Annotated in this window: 19 protein-coding genes; 1 reads left to right on the top strand and 18 read right to left on the bottom strand. The window is 35.5% G+C overall.

All coding sequences use genetic code 11. The features are described 5' to 3' along the window. Positions 1 to 27 precede the first annotated feature (27 nt). The 18 genes from mrdA to HGC4_RS08050 all read right to left on the bottom strand — a co-directional run bounded on the left by mrdA (position 28) and on the right by HGC4_RS08050 (position 14,584). The gene (gene mrdA / locus HGC4_RS08135; protein WP_082204119.1) at positions 28 to 1,968 is read right to left on the bottom strand and encodes a penicillin-binding protein 2; all 1,941 of its coding nucleotides are present in this window, start codon (positions 1,966 to 1,968) and stop codon (positions 28 to 30) included. Beyond that, positions 1,965 to 2,474 carry a rod shape-determining protein MreD gene (mreD, locus tag HGC4_RS08130; protein WP_050709633.1) on the bottom strand — a complete coding sequence of 170 codons (510 nt, stop codon included), beginning with the start codon at positions 2,472 to 2,474 and terminating at the stop codon, positions 1,965 to 1,967. The genes mrdA and mreD overlap by 4 nt, the downstream gene beginning before the upstream one ends. Then, positions 2,464 to 3,321 (bottom strand): rod shape-determining protein MreC, encoded by an 858-nt coding sequence (gene mreC / locus HGC4_RS08125; RefSeq protein ID WP_050709632.1) that lies wholly within the window; start codon positions 3,319 to 3,321, stop codon positions 2,464 to 2,466. Before mreC ends, mreD begins: the two co-directional genes overlap by 11 nt. A gap of 90 nt (positions 3,322 to 3,411) precedes the next feature. Next, entirely contained in the window at positions 3,412 to 4,437 is a 1,026-nt protein-coding gene (locus HGC4_RS08120; RefSeq protein ID WP_050709631.1) for a rod shape-determining protein, read from the bottom strand. Between the two features lie 115 nt (positions 4,438 to 4,552). Next, positions 4,553 to 6,076, bottom strand: coding sequence for a bifunctional phosphoribosylaminoimidazolecarboxamide formyltransferase/IMP cyclohydrolase (gene purH, locus HGC4_RS08115; RefSeq protein WP_050709630.1), 1,524 nt, complete (start codon positions 6,074 to 6,076; stop codon positions 4,553 to 4,555). A gap of 174 nt (positions 6,077 to 6,250) precedes the next feature. After that, positions 6,251 to 7,216: an ROK family protein gene (locus HGC4_RS08110; protein WP_050709629.1), complete on the bottom strand. Its 966-nt coding sequence runs from the start codon at positions 7,214 to 7,216 to the stop codon at positions 6,251 to 6,253. A gap of 123 nt (positions 7,217 to 7,339) precedes the next feature. After that, positions 7,340 to 8,440 (bottom strand): methylmalonyl Co-A mutase-associated GTPase MeaB, encoded by a 1,101-nt coding sequence (gene meaB, locus HGC4_RS08105; RefSeq protein WP_050709628.1) that lies wholly within the window; start codon positions 8,438 to 8,440, stop codon positions 7,340 to 7,342. A 117-nt stretch (positions 8,441 to 8,557) separates the two neighbouring features. Then, on the bottom strand, positions 8,558 to 8,956 hold the full coding sequence (locus HGC4_RS08100; RefSeq protein ID WP_050709627.1) for a DUF1573 domain-containing protein: 399 nt from the start codon (positions 8,954 to 8,956) through the stop codon (positions 8,558 to 8,560). Between the two features lie 67 nt (positions 8,957 to 9,023). Continuing rightward, positions 9,024 to 9,566, bottom strand: a complete 543-nt coding sequence (locus HGC4_RS08095; protein ID WP_050709626.1) for a GNAT family N-acetyltransferase — start codon at positions 9,564 to 9,566, stop codon at positions 9,024 to 9,026. Positions 9,567 to 9,638: 72 nt separating this feature from the next. Continuing rightward, complete coding sequence (locus tag HGC4_RS08090; protein WP_050709625.1) at positions 9,639 to 10,328, bottom strand: cell division ATP-binding protein FtsE; 690 nt, start codon at positions 10,326 to 10,328, stop codon at positions 9,639 to 9,641. A gap of 6 nt (positions 10,329 to 10,334) precedes the next feature. Beyond that, positions 10,335 to 10,931 (bottom strand): bifunctional phosphoribosyl-AMP cyclohydrolase/phosphoribosyl-ATP diphosphatase HisIE, encoded by a 597-nt coding sequence (gene hisIE / locus HGC4_RS08085; protein ID WP_050709624.1) that lies wholly within the window; start codon positions 10,929 to 10,931, stop codon positions 10,335 to 10,337. Between the two features lie 7 nt (positions 10,932 to 10,938). Beyond that, positions 10,939 to 11,691 (bottom strand): imidazole glycerol phosphate synthase subunit HisF, encoded by a 753-nt coding sequence (gene hisF / locus HGC4_RS08080; protein WP_050709623.1) that lies wholly within the window; start codon positions 11,689 to 11,691, stop codon positions 10,939 to 10,941. A gap of 17 nt (positions 11,692 to 11,708) precedes the next feature. Beyond that, positions 11,709 to 12,434 (bottom strand): 1-(5-phosphoribosyl)-5-[(5-phosphoribosylamino)methylideneamino]imidazole-4-carboxamide isomerase, encoded by a 726-nt coding sequence (gene hisA, locus HGC4_RS08075; RefSeq protein ID WP_050709622.1) that lies wholly within the window; start codon positions 12,432 to 12,434, stop codon positions 11,709 to 11,711. Beyond that, entirely contained in the window at positions 12,431 to 13,021 is a 591-nt protein-coding gene (gene hisH / locus HGC4_RS08070; RefSeq protein WP_050709621.1) for an imidazole glycerol phosphate synthase subunit HisH, read from the bottom strand. The genes hisA and hisH overlap by 4 nt, the downstream gene beginning before the upstream one ends. 6 nt (positions 13,022 to 13,027) lie before the next feature. After that, positions 13,028 to 13,345 (bottom strand): DMT family transporter, encoded by a 318-nt coding sequence (locus tag HGC4_RS08065; protein ID WP_199327751.1) that lies wholly within the window; start codon positions 13,343 to 13,345, stop codon positions 13,028 to 13,030. Between the two features lie 96 nt (positions 13,346 to 13,441). Beyond that, positions 13,442 to 13,777, bottom strand: a complete 336-nt coding sequence (locus HGC4_RS08060) for a DMT family transporter (protein ID WP_050709620.1) — start codon at positions 13,775 to 13,777, stop codon at positions 13,442 to 13,444. Position 13,778: 1 nt separating this feature from the next. Continuing rightward, on the bottom strand, positions 13,779 to 14,303 hold the full coding sequence (locus HGC4_RS08055) for a TlpA family protein disulfide reductase (protein WP_050709619.1): 525 nt from the start codon (positions 14,301 to 14,303) through the stop codon (positions 13,779 to 13,781). Continuing rightward, a complete protein-coding gene (locus tag HGC4_RS08050) occupies positions 14,300 to 14,584 on the bottom strand; it encodes a VanZ family protein (protein ID WP_242047153.1) in 285 nt (94 codons plus the stop codon). Before HGC4_RS08050 ends, HGC4_RS08055 begins: the two co-directional genes overlap by 4 nt. 382 nt (positions 14,585 to 14,966) lie before the next feature. On the opposite strand from HGC4_RS08050, the gene HGC4_RS08045 reads away from it, so the two are divergent. Beyond that, positions 14,967 to 16,376, top strand: a complete 1,410-nt coding sequence (locus HGC4_RS08045) for a DHA2 family efflux MFS transporter permease subunit (protein ID WP_050709617.1) — start codon at positions 14,967 to 14,969, stop codon at positions 16,374 to 16,376. Positions 16,377 to 16,439 lie beyond the last annotated feature (63 nt).

Raw genomic sequence — 16,439 nt, 5'->3', positions numbered from 1 at the left:
GTATAATTTAAATCTATTCGGCGATTTTTATTCTTCAACTATTACCTCTGCTTCGCTTGCTGTACTTTGCTGTGTGGCAACATCACTTCTTCGTTGCTCCCAAGTATTTAAAACATTAGGCAGAATTATAGCATTTGCCATGTTATCTTCCAGATATTTTTCATTAGCAGGTATTTCACCTTTCATGTATTTTAGAATCATTAATCGTCCAATTGGCACAGCAAATCGAGCTCCAAAACCAGCGTTTTCAACTAGCACCGAAATAGCAACCTGAGGTTTGTCAACTGGCGCAAATCCCATAAACCAAGAGTGGTCTCTACCATGAGGGTTTTCAGCAGTCCCTGTTTTTCCTGCCACTGCAATTTCGGGGAGAAGATTTGCACCTCTACAAGTACCTCCAGTTACAGCATTTGCCATACCTTCGACTATTGTTCTGTAATGCGCTTCTTTAACGCCTGTATAGCGTTTATCTGTATATGTTTTATCTAAAGGTGTATCTTGAATTTGTCTTACAACATGAGGAGTATAGAAGAAACCTCTATTAGCAATTGTTGCACCTAAATTAGCTACTTGCAATGGGGTTGCCAAAATTTCACCTTGTCCTATTGCAATAGAGATTACGTTCTGAGCGTACCATTTTTCGGTTCTAAAAATCTTTGTATAAAATTGGCTATTGGGTACAAGTCCCCTCTTTTCTGAAGGTAGATCAACGCCTAGTTTATAGCCAAATCCCATAGAGACTAAATAATCTTTCCAGATATCAAAAGCTTCTCCGATGTTTGCATATTTCTTTCGATTACTAAGCATAGCATTTAATCCATAGCAAAAATAAGAGTTACAAGAAGTAGCTATTGCTGGTACTAATGATAGTGGCGACCCGTGGGCATGACATCGAGGTCTTCCGCCTCCTGGAGGATAGCCTCCTGCACAAGAATAGGCTGTTTCTGCTGAAATAATGCCCTCTTCGAGAAAGATTAATCCTTGAGTTGTTTTAAATGTAGACCCTGGAGGATATGCACCTTGTGTTGCTCTATTGAATAGAGGCTTAGAAGGATTTTGCTCTAGTGATTTATAATTGTTCCCAAATTCGCGTCCTAACAAAATGGAAGGGTCGTAAGTGGGAGAAGTAACCAAACATAAGATTTCACCTGTAGAGGGTTCGATCATAACGATACTACCAATTTTATTTTGCATTAGGTATTCGCCATAAGCTTGTAATTCTATATCTATCGCTAATTTGAGGTTTTTTCCGGAGACTGGATTTACGTCATGTTTGCCATTCTCATATTTTCCTTTTATTCTTCCATGTGCATCACGAAGGAGAATTTCCACTCCTTTTTGTCCTCTTAGTATATTCTCATAAGATGTTTCTATACCTGATTTTCCGGCATAATCACCTCTAACATAATAAGGGTCTTCTGCCAGAGTTGCTTTATTGACTTCGGCAACATAGCCTAACACTTGAGCCGCATTTACGAAATTATATTGACGCAGGGCTCTATTCTGGATATAGAATCCGGGAAACTTGTACAATTTTTCTTGAAAAAGACCATACTCACGAACTGTGAGTTGAGTCATAAGAGTTTGTAGCGTGTAAGAAGAATAACCGGGATTAAGTCTCCGATCCTTAACATCACTTATCTTTTTCTCTAATTGATCCTTTGTAAGTCCTAGAATATTACAAAAATCGAGAGTATCAAAAGGCTCTACTTCTCGTGGTATATATACTATATCGTATGTTGGCTGATTATAGACTAAAAGACGGTCTTTGCGATCTGATATAGTTCCTCTTGCCGGATATAACGTTTTTTTGAAAAAAGCATTGCTATCTGCTGAATATTTATACTCATTCTGAATTATCTGTAAGTTGAACAATTGACAAATCAATACAATAACAATAATTACTGTTATTGCTATAATAGTATAATATCTTTTTTCAGAATGTAAACTATTATTATCCTTGCTCATGCTCTCTTTCTTTTAACAGCAAAACCTTCAATAGCATAAATTAAAATGGAGGTAAGAAGTGTAGAACTTATTATACGCAGCATTATCGTAGGAAAATTGAGATATGAAAATGAGCTAATTGAGATAAGTGCAAGATGATGAATAAAAACAATCACGATTGTGTACTTTATAAAAGCAAGCCCTAGATTGGGAATGCTTGGTATAAAATGTTCGAAATCTTCTCTTGCAAAGAATAATCCTTGAACAGGGCGACGCATAAATGCAGCCAAAACAGCAGCAGCGGCATTCTGTCCTAGAGTATTACAGAATATGTCAATAGAAAAACCTAAAAGAAATGCCGTAATTAAGACTAAATTACGATTTGTTCCGATAGGCATTTTTATTATAAAGTATATGTATAAGAAAGGTGTAGCATAGCCCAGAAAAGAGATATGATTAAGTACCAGTACTTGAAGAAGCACAAGTATAATAAATGAAATAGACTGTTTCAGCCAATTACCTGCCATTAGTTGTAATTTCTTTTTCTAAGTGTATAAGTTCTTCTCGATCGTTGTTTTTTATAATCAATACATCCTTCAAAGAACTAAAATCTGTCGACAATCGTATTTTCAGAGTCAGAAAGTTGTCATCGCTTTGATTTTTAGAATCTTCTACAATCCCTACAATAATTCCTTCCGGAAATATTCCTGAATTACCACTTGTTATAATCGTATCGCCAACAGCAAACTTCTCGAATCGAGGAAATCCTTCAAGATTGGTGTATCGATAATCCGTTCCATCCCAAGCCAATGTTCCCGGATTATTAGAGCCTTTCACTTTACAGTTAAGGCTGGTCTTAGGATTTATGATCGTTTGTACAACTGAGTAATTAGGAGATACTGCCCTAACAATACCTACTATGCCTTGTTGAGATACAACCCCCATCTCGTTATGTACACCCTCGTTACTTCCTTTATTGATTGTAATATAATTCTCTATCTGAGAAATGCTATTATTTATAACTCTGGAAATAATAAACTCGAAGTGTTTATTGGGAATCGAATCTAAAACTATAGCTTGAGTTTTAAGACTATCGGTATTTCTGTCATGTATGTGACTTTCGAGTTGAAGAACTTTGTTCTGTAACTCGGCATTTCTTAATAACAAATCTTGATTGGTCTCTTTTAAACCAAAGTAAGATGTTACTTCACCTGAAATAGCATAAACTCTTCCAACAATTTCGTTCGAAGAGTTTAAGTATACACTCCTTTGGAAGGAGTTATATTGGAATATAAAATAAAAGCACAGTATTTCGAGGAGTATAAATAGAAACCACGAACTGTTTTTTATTAAAAAAGCTATTAAGTTGCGCATGTATACGTATCAGATCACACACTTTGGGTGCATAAAAAATTAGAATCAATAAACATGATAAACTATTAAGTTGTATTAAACTTAATAGTTTTATCTCATCAAGAAATTAAATTTCTCAATATTGTTCAATGCTATCCCTGTACCTTTTGCTACAGCATGAAGAGGATCTTCAGCTACATGAAAAGGAATACCTATTTTATCTGAAAAACGTTTGCTTAGTCCTCTTAATAACGCACCACCACCTGTAACATAGATGCCATTTTTTACAATGTCAGCATATAATTCAGGAGGAGTTTGCTCAAGAGCACTTAAAATAGCAGAGTCCATTTTAGAAATAGATTTATCTAAACAATGAGCCATTTCCTGATAAGAAATCGGAATATCCATTGGTAATGAAGTCATTCTATTTGGTCCATGTACAATAAAATCTTCGGGTTCTTCATTTTCAGCAAGTTCTGTCAAAGCAGATCCTACAGCAATTTTGATACCTTCGGCTGTACGTTCTCCAACTTTAATATTGTGTTGGCGACTCATGTATTCCTGAATATCTTCAGTTAAATCATCACCTGCAATTTTGATAGATTTGTTTGAAACAATACCGCCTAATGATATAACCGCGATTTCAGTAGTTCCACCGCCTATATCAACAATCATGTTGCCTTCAGGGGCTTCAACATCTAATCCGATACCTAATGCAGCTGCCATTGGCTCATAGATCATATATACATCGCGTCCTCCGGCATGTTCAGCAGAGTCACGAATCGCACGAATTTCGACTTCTGTACTTCCTGATGGAATACAAACTACAATACGTAATGATGGCGAGAATAAACGATTTTTGTTATCAATCATTTTTATCATTCCTCTAATCATATGCTCTGCAGCCGTAAAGTCTGCAATAACACCATCTCTCAATGGACGAATTGTACGAATATTTTCATGGGTTTTCCCATGCATTTGACGGGCTTTATCTCCTACTGCAATAACCTTATCAGTTTTGCGTTCGAGAGCTACCACTGAAGGCTCGTCTACAACGATCTTCCCGTCTTTAATGATGATGGTGTTGGCTGTTCCAAGATCCATCGCTATTTCTTGTGTAAAAGAGAATAATCCCATCTTGTTATTTTTCTTTAAACTAATTAAGTAATAGGTAAATATTTAATGCCCGACTTTCGAAGTACAACTAGTAGTCATACCTTATCAGATCAAAGCAATAAAAAGGTCTGAGACCTTAATGTTTGAAATGACGGACACCTGTCATTACCATTGAGATATTGTTTTCGTTACAATATTCAACAGACAGATCGTCTTTTACAGAGCCTCCAGGTTGTATAACAGCGGTTATGCCTGCATTGCCAGCAATCTCTACACAATCGGGAAATGGAAAGAATGCATCTGATGCCATCACAGCACCTTGCAAACTAAATCCGAATGTATGAGATTTCTCTATAGCCTGTTTTAGTGCATCAACTCTTGACGTTTGTCCTGTGCCGCTCGCCAATAATTGTTTGTCTTTTACCAAAATAATCGCATTTGATTTAGTATGCTTCACAAGTTTGTTTGCAAATAATAAGTCTTCTAGTTCGGTACCTTCTAACTGACGGCGAGTAACTAAAGTCAAATCTTCCTTATTCTGTATACTAAGATCTCTATCTTGAACTAATACCCCATTTAAAAGAGAACGGAATTGAGATGTTTCTGTAATCTCTCCCTTTTGTACAAGTATTATACGATTTTTCTTCTGAGTCAATATTTCTAAAGCTTCTGTGTCATATGCAGGAGCTATAATAATTTCAAAAAATATAGTATTGATAGCTTCTGCAGCTTCTTTATCTATTTTAGTATTCGAAACAATAATTCCCCCAAAAGCAGAAAGAGGGTCAGCAGCTAAGGCTATATTCCAAGCTTCTAATACTGTTGCTTTAGAAGCTATACCACATGCATTGTTATGCTTTAATATGGCAACTGTAGTTTCGTTAAACTCACTTATTAAAGATACGGAAGCATCTATATCAAGTAGGTTATTATACGAAATCTCGCGACCATGTAATTGCTCGAATAAGCTTTCAAAATCTCCGTAAAACGATCCTTTTTGGTGAGGATTTTCTCCATAACGAAGATGTTTTACTTTATTTTCGGTTTTACGGAATGCGGTACATTCGTCCTTATCCATATAGTTGAAAATAGCAGAATCGTATTCCGAAGATACTCCAAATGCTTCTTTAGCAAACCATTTGCGATCATCTATTTCCGACGATCCTTGTTTGTTATCTAATAAAGCAGAAAGAGCACTGTATTGTCCTTTAGATGGTACAATCACAACGTCTTTGAAGTTCTTAGCAGCTGCTCTGATTAGAGAAATGCCACCTATATCTATTTTTTCGATAATGTCTTTTTCTTCAGCACCCGAATCTACAGTCTCTTGAAACGGATACAAATCGACGATTACAAGATCAATCTCGGTAATATCATAAGCTTTAGTTTGCTTAGCATCTTCCGGTAGTTCTCTCCTACTTAATATTCCTCCAAAAATTTTGGGATGAAGTGTTTTAACCCGACCTCCTAATATAGAAGGATATCCTGTTATATTTTCGACTGCTTGACAAGGAAACCCTAGTGATTCGATAAATTCACGAGTTCCTCCAGTTGAAATAAACGAAACTCCTAAAGAGTTCAACTTTTTCAGTATTTCATCTAATCCATCTTTATGATAGACAGAGACTAATGCGGTTTTAATTTTTTTAGTAGAAGACATAGAACTAATAGTGTAACTTTTTTGGTTCACAAAGGTATAAAATCTATCTCATATACTTCAGATATGCAATGAAAGATTTTAGAATTTTTACAATCGTTTATAAATAGAATGCTCTTATAGCAAAATGTTACTATAAGAGCCTATTTTATATGAAGTTTAAAACTAAAAGAAAGATTAAATTTCTTTCACTTCCCAGCCTAATGCACTAGCACCTAGTACAGCTGCGTCACTTTCTTTAAGTTCAGACATCAATAATTTTACTTTGTTCTTGAAGATAGGTAGTAAGTTATCTTCCATGTGTTTCTTAACAGGGTCAAAAATAAGACTTCCTGCTTTGGTCAGACCACCAAATAAGATTATAGCTTCGGGGCTAGAGAATGCAATGAAATCAGCAAAAGCTTCACCTAAAAGCTGTCCTGTATATTCAAATATTTCTTTCGCTAAAGCATCACCTTGTTGTGCAGCTTCTGCTACATCTTTAGAAGTTATTTCATCAATATTTATATTGCGAAGTAAGCTTGGATCTTGGCGTGTTGATACAAATTCTTTAGCTGTACGAGCTACACCTGTTGCAGATGTATATGTTTCAAGACAACCTTTTCTGCCACAACCACACATACGTCCGTTAGTACGGCGAATAGTTGTATGACCAAGTTCTCCGGCAAAACCATCGTGACCGTAAACTAATTGTCCGTTAACAACAATACCACTACCAACTCCTGTACCTAATGTAATCACAATGAAATCTTTCATTCCACGTGCAGCACCGTAAGTCATTTCGCCAATAGCAGCAGCATTAGCATCGTTTGTCAAAGCAACGGGTACTTTAATACGATCTGTTAGCATTTGTGCCAATGGAATCATTCCTTTCCAAGGTAAATTAGGAGCAAATTCGATACAACCAGTAAAGAAATTACCGTTCGGAGCTCCTACACCTACACCTTTGATGTTGGCAGATCCACCGACTTGATCCATCACTTCTTGTAAAGCGACAGCTAAATTGTTAACATATTCGTTGATTTCTTTGTGGACTGCTGTCTTGATAGAACCTTGAGCTATAATATGACCTCTTTTGTCTACAACGCCAAAGACAGTGTTAGTACCACCGATATCAATACCAATTGCATATGGTTTTTCCATGATAAAACTTAATATATTTAATTCAACAATGACTAGTTTTTTCTTAAAAGCATACAAATATAAATTATTATTCCTTATAAATAACCATTTGATATTGTAGAAATACGCATCTTTTAATGTTGCTTATTCATTAAAATATAAACTTAACACCTTTTTTGCTGCTGCAAACGAACTTATTTGTGAACTGAGAACTTGTTGTTCGCACACTTTCAATTCAGATTGCACCTTTGAATTATTGTAAAATCTGGATTTCAGTTGCTCGTTAATTGTTTCATACATCCAAAATTTAGATTGCTCATTACGACGATGTGCAAAATATCCATTTTTGGTGGTGAATGCCATATAATCGGCAATCATATCCCAAATTTCTTTGATTCCATATTCGTAATAGCCTGAATATAATAAAACTTTGGGCTCCCATCCCGATTCGGGTGTAGGGAATAAATGTAGAGCGTTTTTGAAGTGTGCCTGAGCCAATTTAGCCTTGTCTATATTATCACCATCTGCTTTGTTGATGATAATGCCGTCAGCCATCTCCATAATACCTCTTTTGATTCCTTGTAGTTCGTCACCTGTTCCTGCAAGTTGTATCAACAAGAAGAAATCGACCATAGAATGTACCGCCGTTTCAGACTGTCCAACTCCTACAGTTTCTATTATTATGCGATTAAAGCCGGCTGCTTCGCAAAGTATTATTATTTCTCGTGTTTTACGTGCAACTCCACCCAAAGAGCCTGCCGATGGTGAAGGACGAATAAAAGCATTGTTGGCAACACTTAAGCGTTCCATACGGGTCTTGTCTCCAAGAATACTCCCTTTGCTTAATTCGCTAGATGGATCAATAGCCAATACGGCTAGTTTAACATCTGTATCTTTTAATAAATGCATACCAAAAGCATCAATAGACGTACTTTTTCCTGCTCCCGGTACTCCTGTTAGACCAATTCTTACAGAATTACCTGAATAAGGTAAGCACTTTTCAATGATTTCTTGAGCAATTATTTGGTGTTCCAATTTAGAACTCTCGACAAGAGTTACTGCCTGACTAAGTATTGATATATTACCTTTAAGAATGCCATCTACATATTCATCTACTGAGTATGTTTTCTTTTTGAAACGACTAAAATCTTTGAGGTAAGGATTTACTGTAGGTTTGTCTGATGTTCCTTCATTCACTTGCAATGTGTGAAAATGCTCGTCATTTTCGGGATGTTCATGTTCCATCATACTTCATTTTTTATCTTTATATACGTAAAGATATAACAAAAAAGAAAGACTAAATAAGATTCAGTTGTAAAACATACTCTTATTTAGTCTTTCTTTTAATTTATCAGTCACAAATTATTTGCGAGGCAATACTTCTCCTTTAATAGTCAAAGTATATACATTGTCTGGCTCATTTGTGAAAATAGTTATTTTCTTATCGAAACTTCCAATTCTACCGATTGTAGAATAAGAAATTTTGATTGTTCCTGTTTTTCCAGGTAATACAGGATCTTTGGTATAAGAAGGTGTAGTACATCCACAACTTGTTCTTATATCTTGAATGATTAGAGGTTTCTTTCCCGTATTCGTGAATTGAAACTCACAGCTAACAGAGCCAACCTCTTCTGCAACTTTGCCAAAATCGTGAACTAATGTTCCAAATTTAGCATCGCCAGTTTGTTGTTTATTTTGCTGAGCCGATATCAAACCGATGCTCAAAATCATTGTCAATAGAATAAAACTAATTTTTTTCATTGTCTCTAACTTTATGTTAATGCGTCAAAGTTATAAATAATACAGTAATCTAATACAAATTTAACAATCATTTATATCTCTTTTTATAAACTTCGGAATATATAGTGTCCCGTATTGTTTCGAAATTAGCAGGAAAACCAACATCACGATATGTAATGATATGCATGGGTACTGCATCGTATTCTTCTTCGAAAGGAGGTTGTTCGTAAGGCAAATCCCAAATTTTAAAACCTTGTTTCTCGTAGAATTTAGCCCGTCTGCTTGCCATATCCGAAGCTCCTGTCAATTCTATTTCGCCTACTAAAGGTAAGTCGGTTTGCTGAATAAGTTTTTCTACGGCTTTTTTTCCATATCCGCCACTTCTTTGTTCTGAACTAATCGCAAAATGATCTAAGAATATAAACGTATCAAGCATCCAATATGTTACAAAACCGATTCGAGTGTTGTCTTCTGTTTCCAATAGATACATATTGAATCGTTCTTCTATTTCCAATAGTTGATGCATTTGCAATATAGGTCGTCTCTCGTAACGAGGAAAACTTTCAATATATAGTTTCTCTATAAATTCTAAATCCGATTTATTATCAAGAGTTACTTTTTTTAATATCATTTTCTATTCTTATTTATATTTATGCGAATAAAGAACTAGCTATAATCGTTGCTCTTTTTATAGAGTGTGACTTTAAGAGTGTGATGAGAGCATAACTTCTTTCATAGATCCGTCATCACATTTTATGATTCGTCCATGAAATTTCTGAACGATTGCATAATTGTGAGTCGACATTATAACAGTTGTTCCTTTTTCTGAAATTTCATGTAATAATTTCACAATCTGCGTTCCAGTTTCAGGGTCTAAGTTTCCGGTAGGCTCATCTGCAAGTATTAATGCAGGAGAATTAAGCAGTGCACGTGCTATAACGATACGTTGTTGTTCTCCCCCTGATAATTCATGAGGCATTTTGTATCCTTTATTTTGCATACCCACTTGAGTTAGCACTTCGCGAATCCGATTATCTATGGCATCTTGACTATCCCATCCGGTTGCTTTGAGAACAAACTCTAAATTCTTTTCAGCAGATCTATCTATTAATAATTGAAAGTCTTGGAATACTATACCAATTTTTCGTCTTAAAAAAGGAATTTGATTTCTTTTAATATCATTCAGACAATAATCCAAAATATAGGCGGTTCCACCATCATCTATCAGAACTTCGCAATAAAGACTTTTGAGAAAAGTACTTTTTCCTGATCCTACTTTACCGATCAGATATACGAAATCTCCTTCTGATATTTGCAGATTTAAGTCTTGCAGTATTGGATTACCATCTCTACTAAGACCTACTCCTTTGTAATCTACAATGATTTCACCCATGACTATTTATTTTTTATGTCTTTTTTGTAATTCCCGAGATAAATTCTCAATGCTCAAACCTTTTGATGTAAGCAATACTATTAAGTGATATAGCATGTCCGCAGATTCATAAACCAACCTGTCATCAGTACCGTTGCAAGCTTCAATTACCGATTCTATAGCTTCTTCTCCTACTTTTTGAGCCATTCTGTTAACTCCTGACTGAAAAAGAGAGGTAGTATAAGAGCCCTCGGGCATTTCTTGATGACGTTTCTCTATAAATTGTTGGAGATGTTTGAAGAACATTACTTCTTCGCGATTTACTTCTTTAAAACAAGTATCATCGCCCGTGTGACAAACAGGTCCTACGGGATTTACTTTGATTAGTAGAGTATCTTGGTCGCAATCTTCTTGAATGCTTATAACATTCAAATAATTACCACTTTCTTCACCCTTTGTCCAAAGACGTTGTTTAGTACGGCTGTAAAAAGTAACCTTACCAAGTTCATTGGTTTTATCCAAAGCCTCTTGGTTCATATAGCCTAGCATTAAGACCTTATTAGTCTCATTATCTTGTATGATGGCTGGTATTAATCCGCCAACTTTGTCAAAATCCAAGTTCATAGTATGTTTATCTTACGTTTATACCCTCACTACGAAGATAATATTTTAAATCTTTAATCGCAATCTCTCCAAAATGAAAAACGCTGGCTGCCAATGCTGCATCTGCTTTTCCTTCTTTAAAAACATCCGAAAAATGTTGCAAATTACCAGCTCCACCAGAGGCTATGATAGGGATATTGAGTGATTCGGATAAACAGCATAAAGCTTCGTTTGCATATCCCTGCTTTACCCCATCGTGATTCATACTGGTAAATAGAATCTCTCCGGCTCCTCTATTTTCTACTTCTTTTGCCCAAGAGAATAGTTCTTTATCTGTCAAATTACGCCCCCCACTAGTATAGCACATCCATTTCTCGCCATCAAAACGAGCATCAATAGCACATACACAAACTTGTGAACCGAAATTTTTAGAGATTTCGTCTATTATCATTGGGTTACGAAGGGCTGTTGAGTTGACCGAAACTTTATCCGCTCCGGCACTCAACAATCTATCTACATCCTTTAGTTCGTTTATACCTCCTCCAACAGTAAACGGTATACTGATGTTGAGAGCTATACGTTCTACTAATTCGGTAAAAGTTTTCCGTTCTTCATGAGAGGCTGTTATATCAAGAAAAACCAGTTCGTCTGCTCCTTCTTTGCTATATTTTATACCCAATTCAACAGGGTCTCCAGCATCTCGTAAGTTGACGAAATTTATTCCTTTTACTGTGGTTCCATCTTTAATATCCAAACATGGTATTATTCTTTTCGCCAGCATAGTTTCAGAACTGTTATTTATGAATTTTGAATCTCAGCAAGCTCTTTAAGAGTCACCTTGTTTTCATAAATAGCTTTACCCATAATTACAGCGGGTATACCTGCTGCATCTAAATCCAGAATATCCTGTTTACATGATACACCACCGCTGGCAATCAAATATACATCAGGTACCTGATTCATGATTAATTTATATAGGTCTATAGCTGGTCCACCTAGCATTCCGTCTTTAGTAATATCTGTACAAACCACTTTTTGTACACCATATTGCATATAGTTACGTATGTAAGGAACTACGTCTAAGCTTGTTGCTTCTTGCCAACCTGAGACGGCTATATGTCGGTTTTTACTATCAGCACCTAATATGATTTTATCTCCACCATATTTTTTTATCCAGCTAACAAAAAGTTGTCTGTTCTTTGCTGCTACACTACCTCCTGTAACCATTGCCGCACCGGATGCAAATGCAATATCTATATCTTGTTCGCTTTGAATACCACCACCAAAATCAATAATAAGTGAAGTATGGGTTGCTATATTTTCCAATACTTTATTGTTGATTACATGTTTGGCCTTAGCTCCATCTAGATCAACTAAATGTAGGCGATGAATACCTGCATCTTCAAACATTTTAGCTACCTCCAGAGGATTCTCATTATATATGGTTTTCGCACCATAATCTCCTTGAGAGAGACGTACGCATTTTCCATCGATAATGTCTATAGCCGGAATTATTTCTATCATAACTTTAAGAAATTGGTTAGTATATGTTCGCCCACGCTACCACTCTTTTCTGGGTGGAATTGTGTAGCATAAAAATTCTGAGTATGAAGTGCTGCACTAAATGGCAATATATAGTCAGTAGTGGCAGCAGTATTAGAGTTGATTGGTACGTAATAACTATGAACAAAGTAAACGTACTGATTTTCTAATGTAGTATCGAATAGTGGATTTTTTACATCTGTAATGGTATTCCAGCCCATATGAGGAATTTTATCCTCATGCTTTTGGGGTATAAAACGTTTTACATTGACATCAAAAATATCCAAGCAATCGGCATTTCCTTCCTCGGAATGTTTGCACATCAACTGCATTCCAAGGCAAATACCTAATACCGGTTGTTTCAGGTCTTTAATGAGAGAGTCTAATCCATTCTCTCTAAGATATTTCATGGTTGTACTAGCTTCTCCTACTCCCGGAAATATGACCTTGTCGGCTTTCCGTATCAGATCCTTGTCGTCTGTTACGATGGCATCTACTCCTAATCGCTTCATAGCTGAATCAACGGAAAATATATTGCCTGCATTGTATTTTATAATTACTATTCCCATTATGTATTAACTCGAAAGTTTTAGACCGGTAATTCCGATGATTATCATTAGGATAAAAATAATTTTCAAAAAGCTTTTTGACTCTTTAAAGAAGAACATGCCGATAAGCACACTTCCAACTGCTCCGATACCCGACCAAACAGCGTAACCTGTGCCAATAGGTATTGTTTTTAAAGCTAATGATAAAGAATAAAAACTGACAATCATAAATAAAACAGTCAATAAAGAATATTTGAGTTTCCGAAAACCATCGGATAACTTCATCATTGTCACAAAACCAATTTCGCATGCTCCTCCTATCAAGAGGAATATCCATGAAATCATAATTTTTACTTTTTTTAGGTCTTCAGACCTTTTATTGTTTTGGTTAATAACCAATCAAAGCTATTATAGTTTATATATAGCCTTATTTTATTGATATTACTTAGCCTCTTTTTTCTCGTCCTTAGCAAGTTTCAGCCCTACAATACCCAATATTAAAAGGGTTAATGAGAATATTTTAAGGAAGCTAGTTCCTTCATTCAAAAAAAGAATGCCTATTATAGCTGTACCAGCCGCTCCTATTCCTGTAAAAACAGCATAAGCTGTACCAATGGGAATAGCACGCATTGCACGGGCAAAAAGATAGAAACTTATAATCATAAAAAACAGAGTAATTAAACTCCATTTAACATCAGTAAAGCCATGTGCTGCTTTTAAACCATACGCCCAGACTATCTCTGATAGTCCGGCTAATATAAGATATAACCAAGCCATATTATTTTTCAGCTAAAAGATTATCAATAACTTTTACCATTTCCTTAAATTCCTCCGGATCGTAAAGGCGAGTTAGCATAACTATTCTACCATCTTTTCCTATAATTACATTACGTGTAATACCTGCATCTTTTTCGGCATAAAGTTCAAAGATTCGGGCTTTAGGATCTAACCCTATCGGGTAAGTAACCCCTGTTTTCTTAGCAAAAGCAATTACTGTTGCAGCAGGTTCGTCTCTATCTATTCCGTATAATGCGAAATTAGGATTTTCTTTATGTTTTTGCCAGATTTCTGATTCTATAAATGGCATTTCTTTGCGACATACTCCACACCAGCTAGCTGTAAATTGAAGCATTACTACTTTACCTCGAAGAGCTGATAGTTTCATCATGGTACCATCGGGCATTGCCATTTCAAAATCTGGAGCAATATCCCCTACTTCCACAAGGTATTTACGATCGTCATTCTGAGCAAATATGTTCAGAGATACCAAAGTTACGATAAAAGTCAAAAATATGATCTTCATTGTATATGTTTTTTCTTTAAGTAATTTCTATACTGAAATGCTATTGGCAATGCTGTAAGAGAGCCTAGCATGTCGGCTAAAAAATCGAACCAATCGCCTGCTCGGGGAGGAAAGAAATAATGTTGTAAAATTTCGATAAATCCACCGTAGAGTATTGGTAGTAAAAATGCAGCTATTATTAGCTTTTGAGTATTTACGTGACCTCTTTTTCCGTGTATATAATTAATTGCAGTTGCTCCCGATAAACCCAGATACATACAAAAGTGAACTATTTTGTCCATAGGTATAAAAAAATCGAATGATACTTCGGGGATATCATTGGTAGGAATAAGGCAACACAAATATAGAATTACAAGCGAAATAAAAATCGGTACTATAGAATACCTAATTAGCGAATATGACATAATCTTTTACCTGTTTCGTATACAAAGGTGCTATAAATTATCGACATTTGCATACAATCTGTAACAGTTTTAATCTGAATTAATAGTAATTTTGTTATATAAAAAGTGTGTTTTAGACGTGTGCCCTATTTTTGAATTAGAAACTTTAGATAAAATGTAATTTAAGTCTTAGATCTATTTAAGATTTGGCAAGAATAAAAACTCTATCCTTTTACAACTCGAAAGTATATCATTACATACTTTCATTTACTTATATGATATGTTATTGGACGAAAATAAAGAGACATTGAATATCTCTCCCAAATTGCCATGGTTGGCTGCTATGGCAATGTTTATGCAGTCACTAGATGCTACAATATTAAATACAGCTTTACCTACTATAGCAAAAGATTTAAATCACTCTCCGTTATCGATGCAAGCTGTTGTGGTTAGTTATGCTCTGACTCTTGCCTTGTTAATACCGGTTAGTGGATGGTTGTCTGATAAGTATGGTACAAAACGAATTTTTAGCATTGCTGTATTTTTGTTCACTTTAGGATCATTGGCTTGTGCTCTGTCAACAAGTTATTCGCTTTTGGTGTATTCTCGTATACTACAGGCAATAGGTGGTTCTATGATGGTACCTGTATCGCGTTTGGCTTTGCTTTATGCTTATCCCAAAAGTAAACTATTGGGTGTTATGAATTTTGTAACTATACCGGGATTAGTTGGTCCACTGATAGGACCTCTTCTTGGTGGATGGATTGTAGATATCTCGACATGGCATTGGATTTTCCTTATTAATATTCCAATAGGAGTTGTAGGATTGATATTTACTCAATATGTAATGCCTAATTTTACAAGGGGAGGCAAAAATTTTGATATTATCGGATTCTTTCTGTTTTCGGCAGCTCTTATTGCATTGTCCTTATTTCTCGAAATTGGCGAAGGTAGTTCTTTTGAATGGTGGGTAATTCCAAGTATATTATGCTTAGCTATTGCTTTTGGAGGATTATATATACTATACTCGAAAAGGGTAAACTATCCGATTATCAATTTGAATTTATTTTCGATACGAACATTGCGAATTGGATTGATGGGTAACTTATTTACCCGATTGGGAATTGGAAGTGTTCCCTTTTTACTTCCTCAAATGCTACAGATAGCTTTTCTGCACACATCTACTGAGTCGGGAATGATTATGATGGTTTCTGCTATTTCTACTATTATAGCAAAATCGCAAGTGGTTCGCTTGGTACACCGATTTGGATACAAAAAGATATTGATTACTAATACTATTATTCTTGGGTTTGTAATTTCGATGTTTGCATTACCGGACAAAGCTACCCCACTCTATCTATTGATACCTATATTAGTAATTTATGGAGCTGTAAATTCTATACAAATGACATCCATGAATACTATTTCATTAGCTGATCTAACACCTGAGGTTGCAAGTGGTGGAAATAGCCTTTTAGCAATTACACAGCAATTGTCTATGAGTTTTGGTGTTTCCGTGGGAGCCATGATTTTACGGACAACAGAATCAACAACTTGGTTAACTGGTGGAGATATTGAATCTTCTTTTAGATATACTTTTCTTATATTGGGAGTAATAACTTTACTAGCCTCCTTAATATTTAGTCAGTTGAAGCCTGGTGACGGAGAGCAAATGTCGGGACATAAATAAGAATATATATGCAAAATAACTGTACTAAAAGAGGAAACGTTTATTTCCTCTTTTAGTACAGTT

Origin of the sequence: Dysgonomonas sp. HGC4, assembly GCF_001261715.1 — a bacterium.
GTDB lineage: Bacteria > Bacteroidota > Bacteroidia > Bacteroidales > Dysgonomonadaceae > Dysgonomonas_A.
The sequence above is the reverse complement of the archived record's forward strand: the minus strand, read 5'-3'. Positions and strand labels throughout refer to the sequence as shown.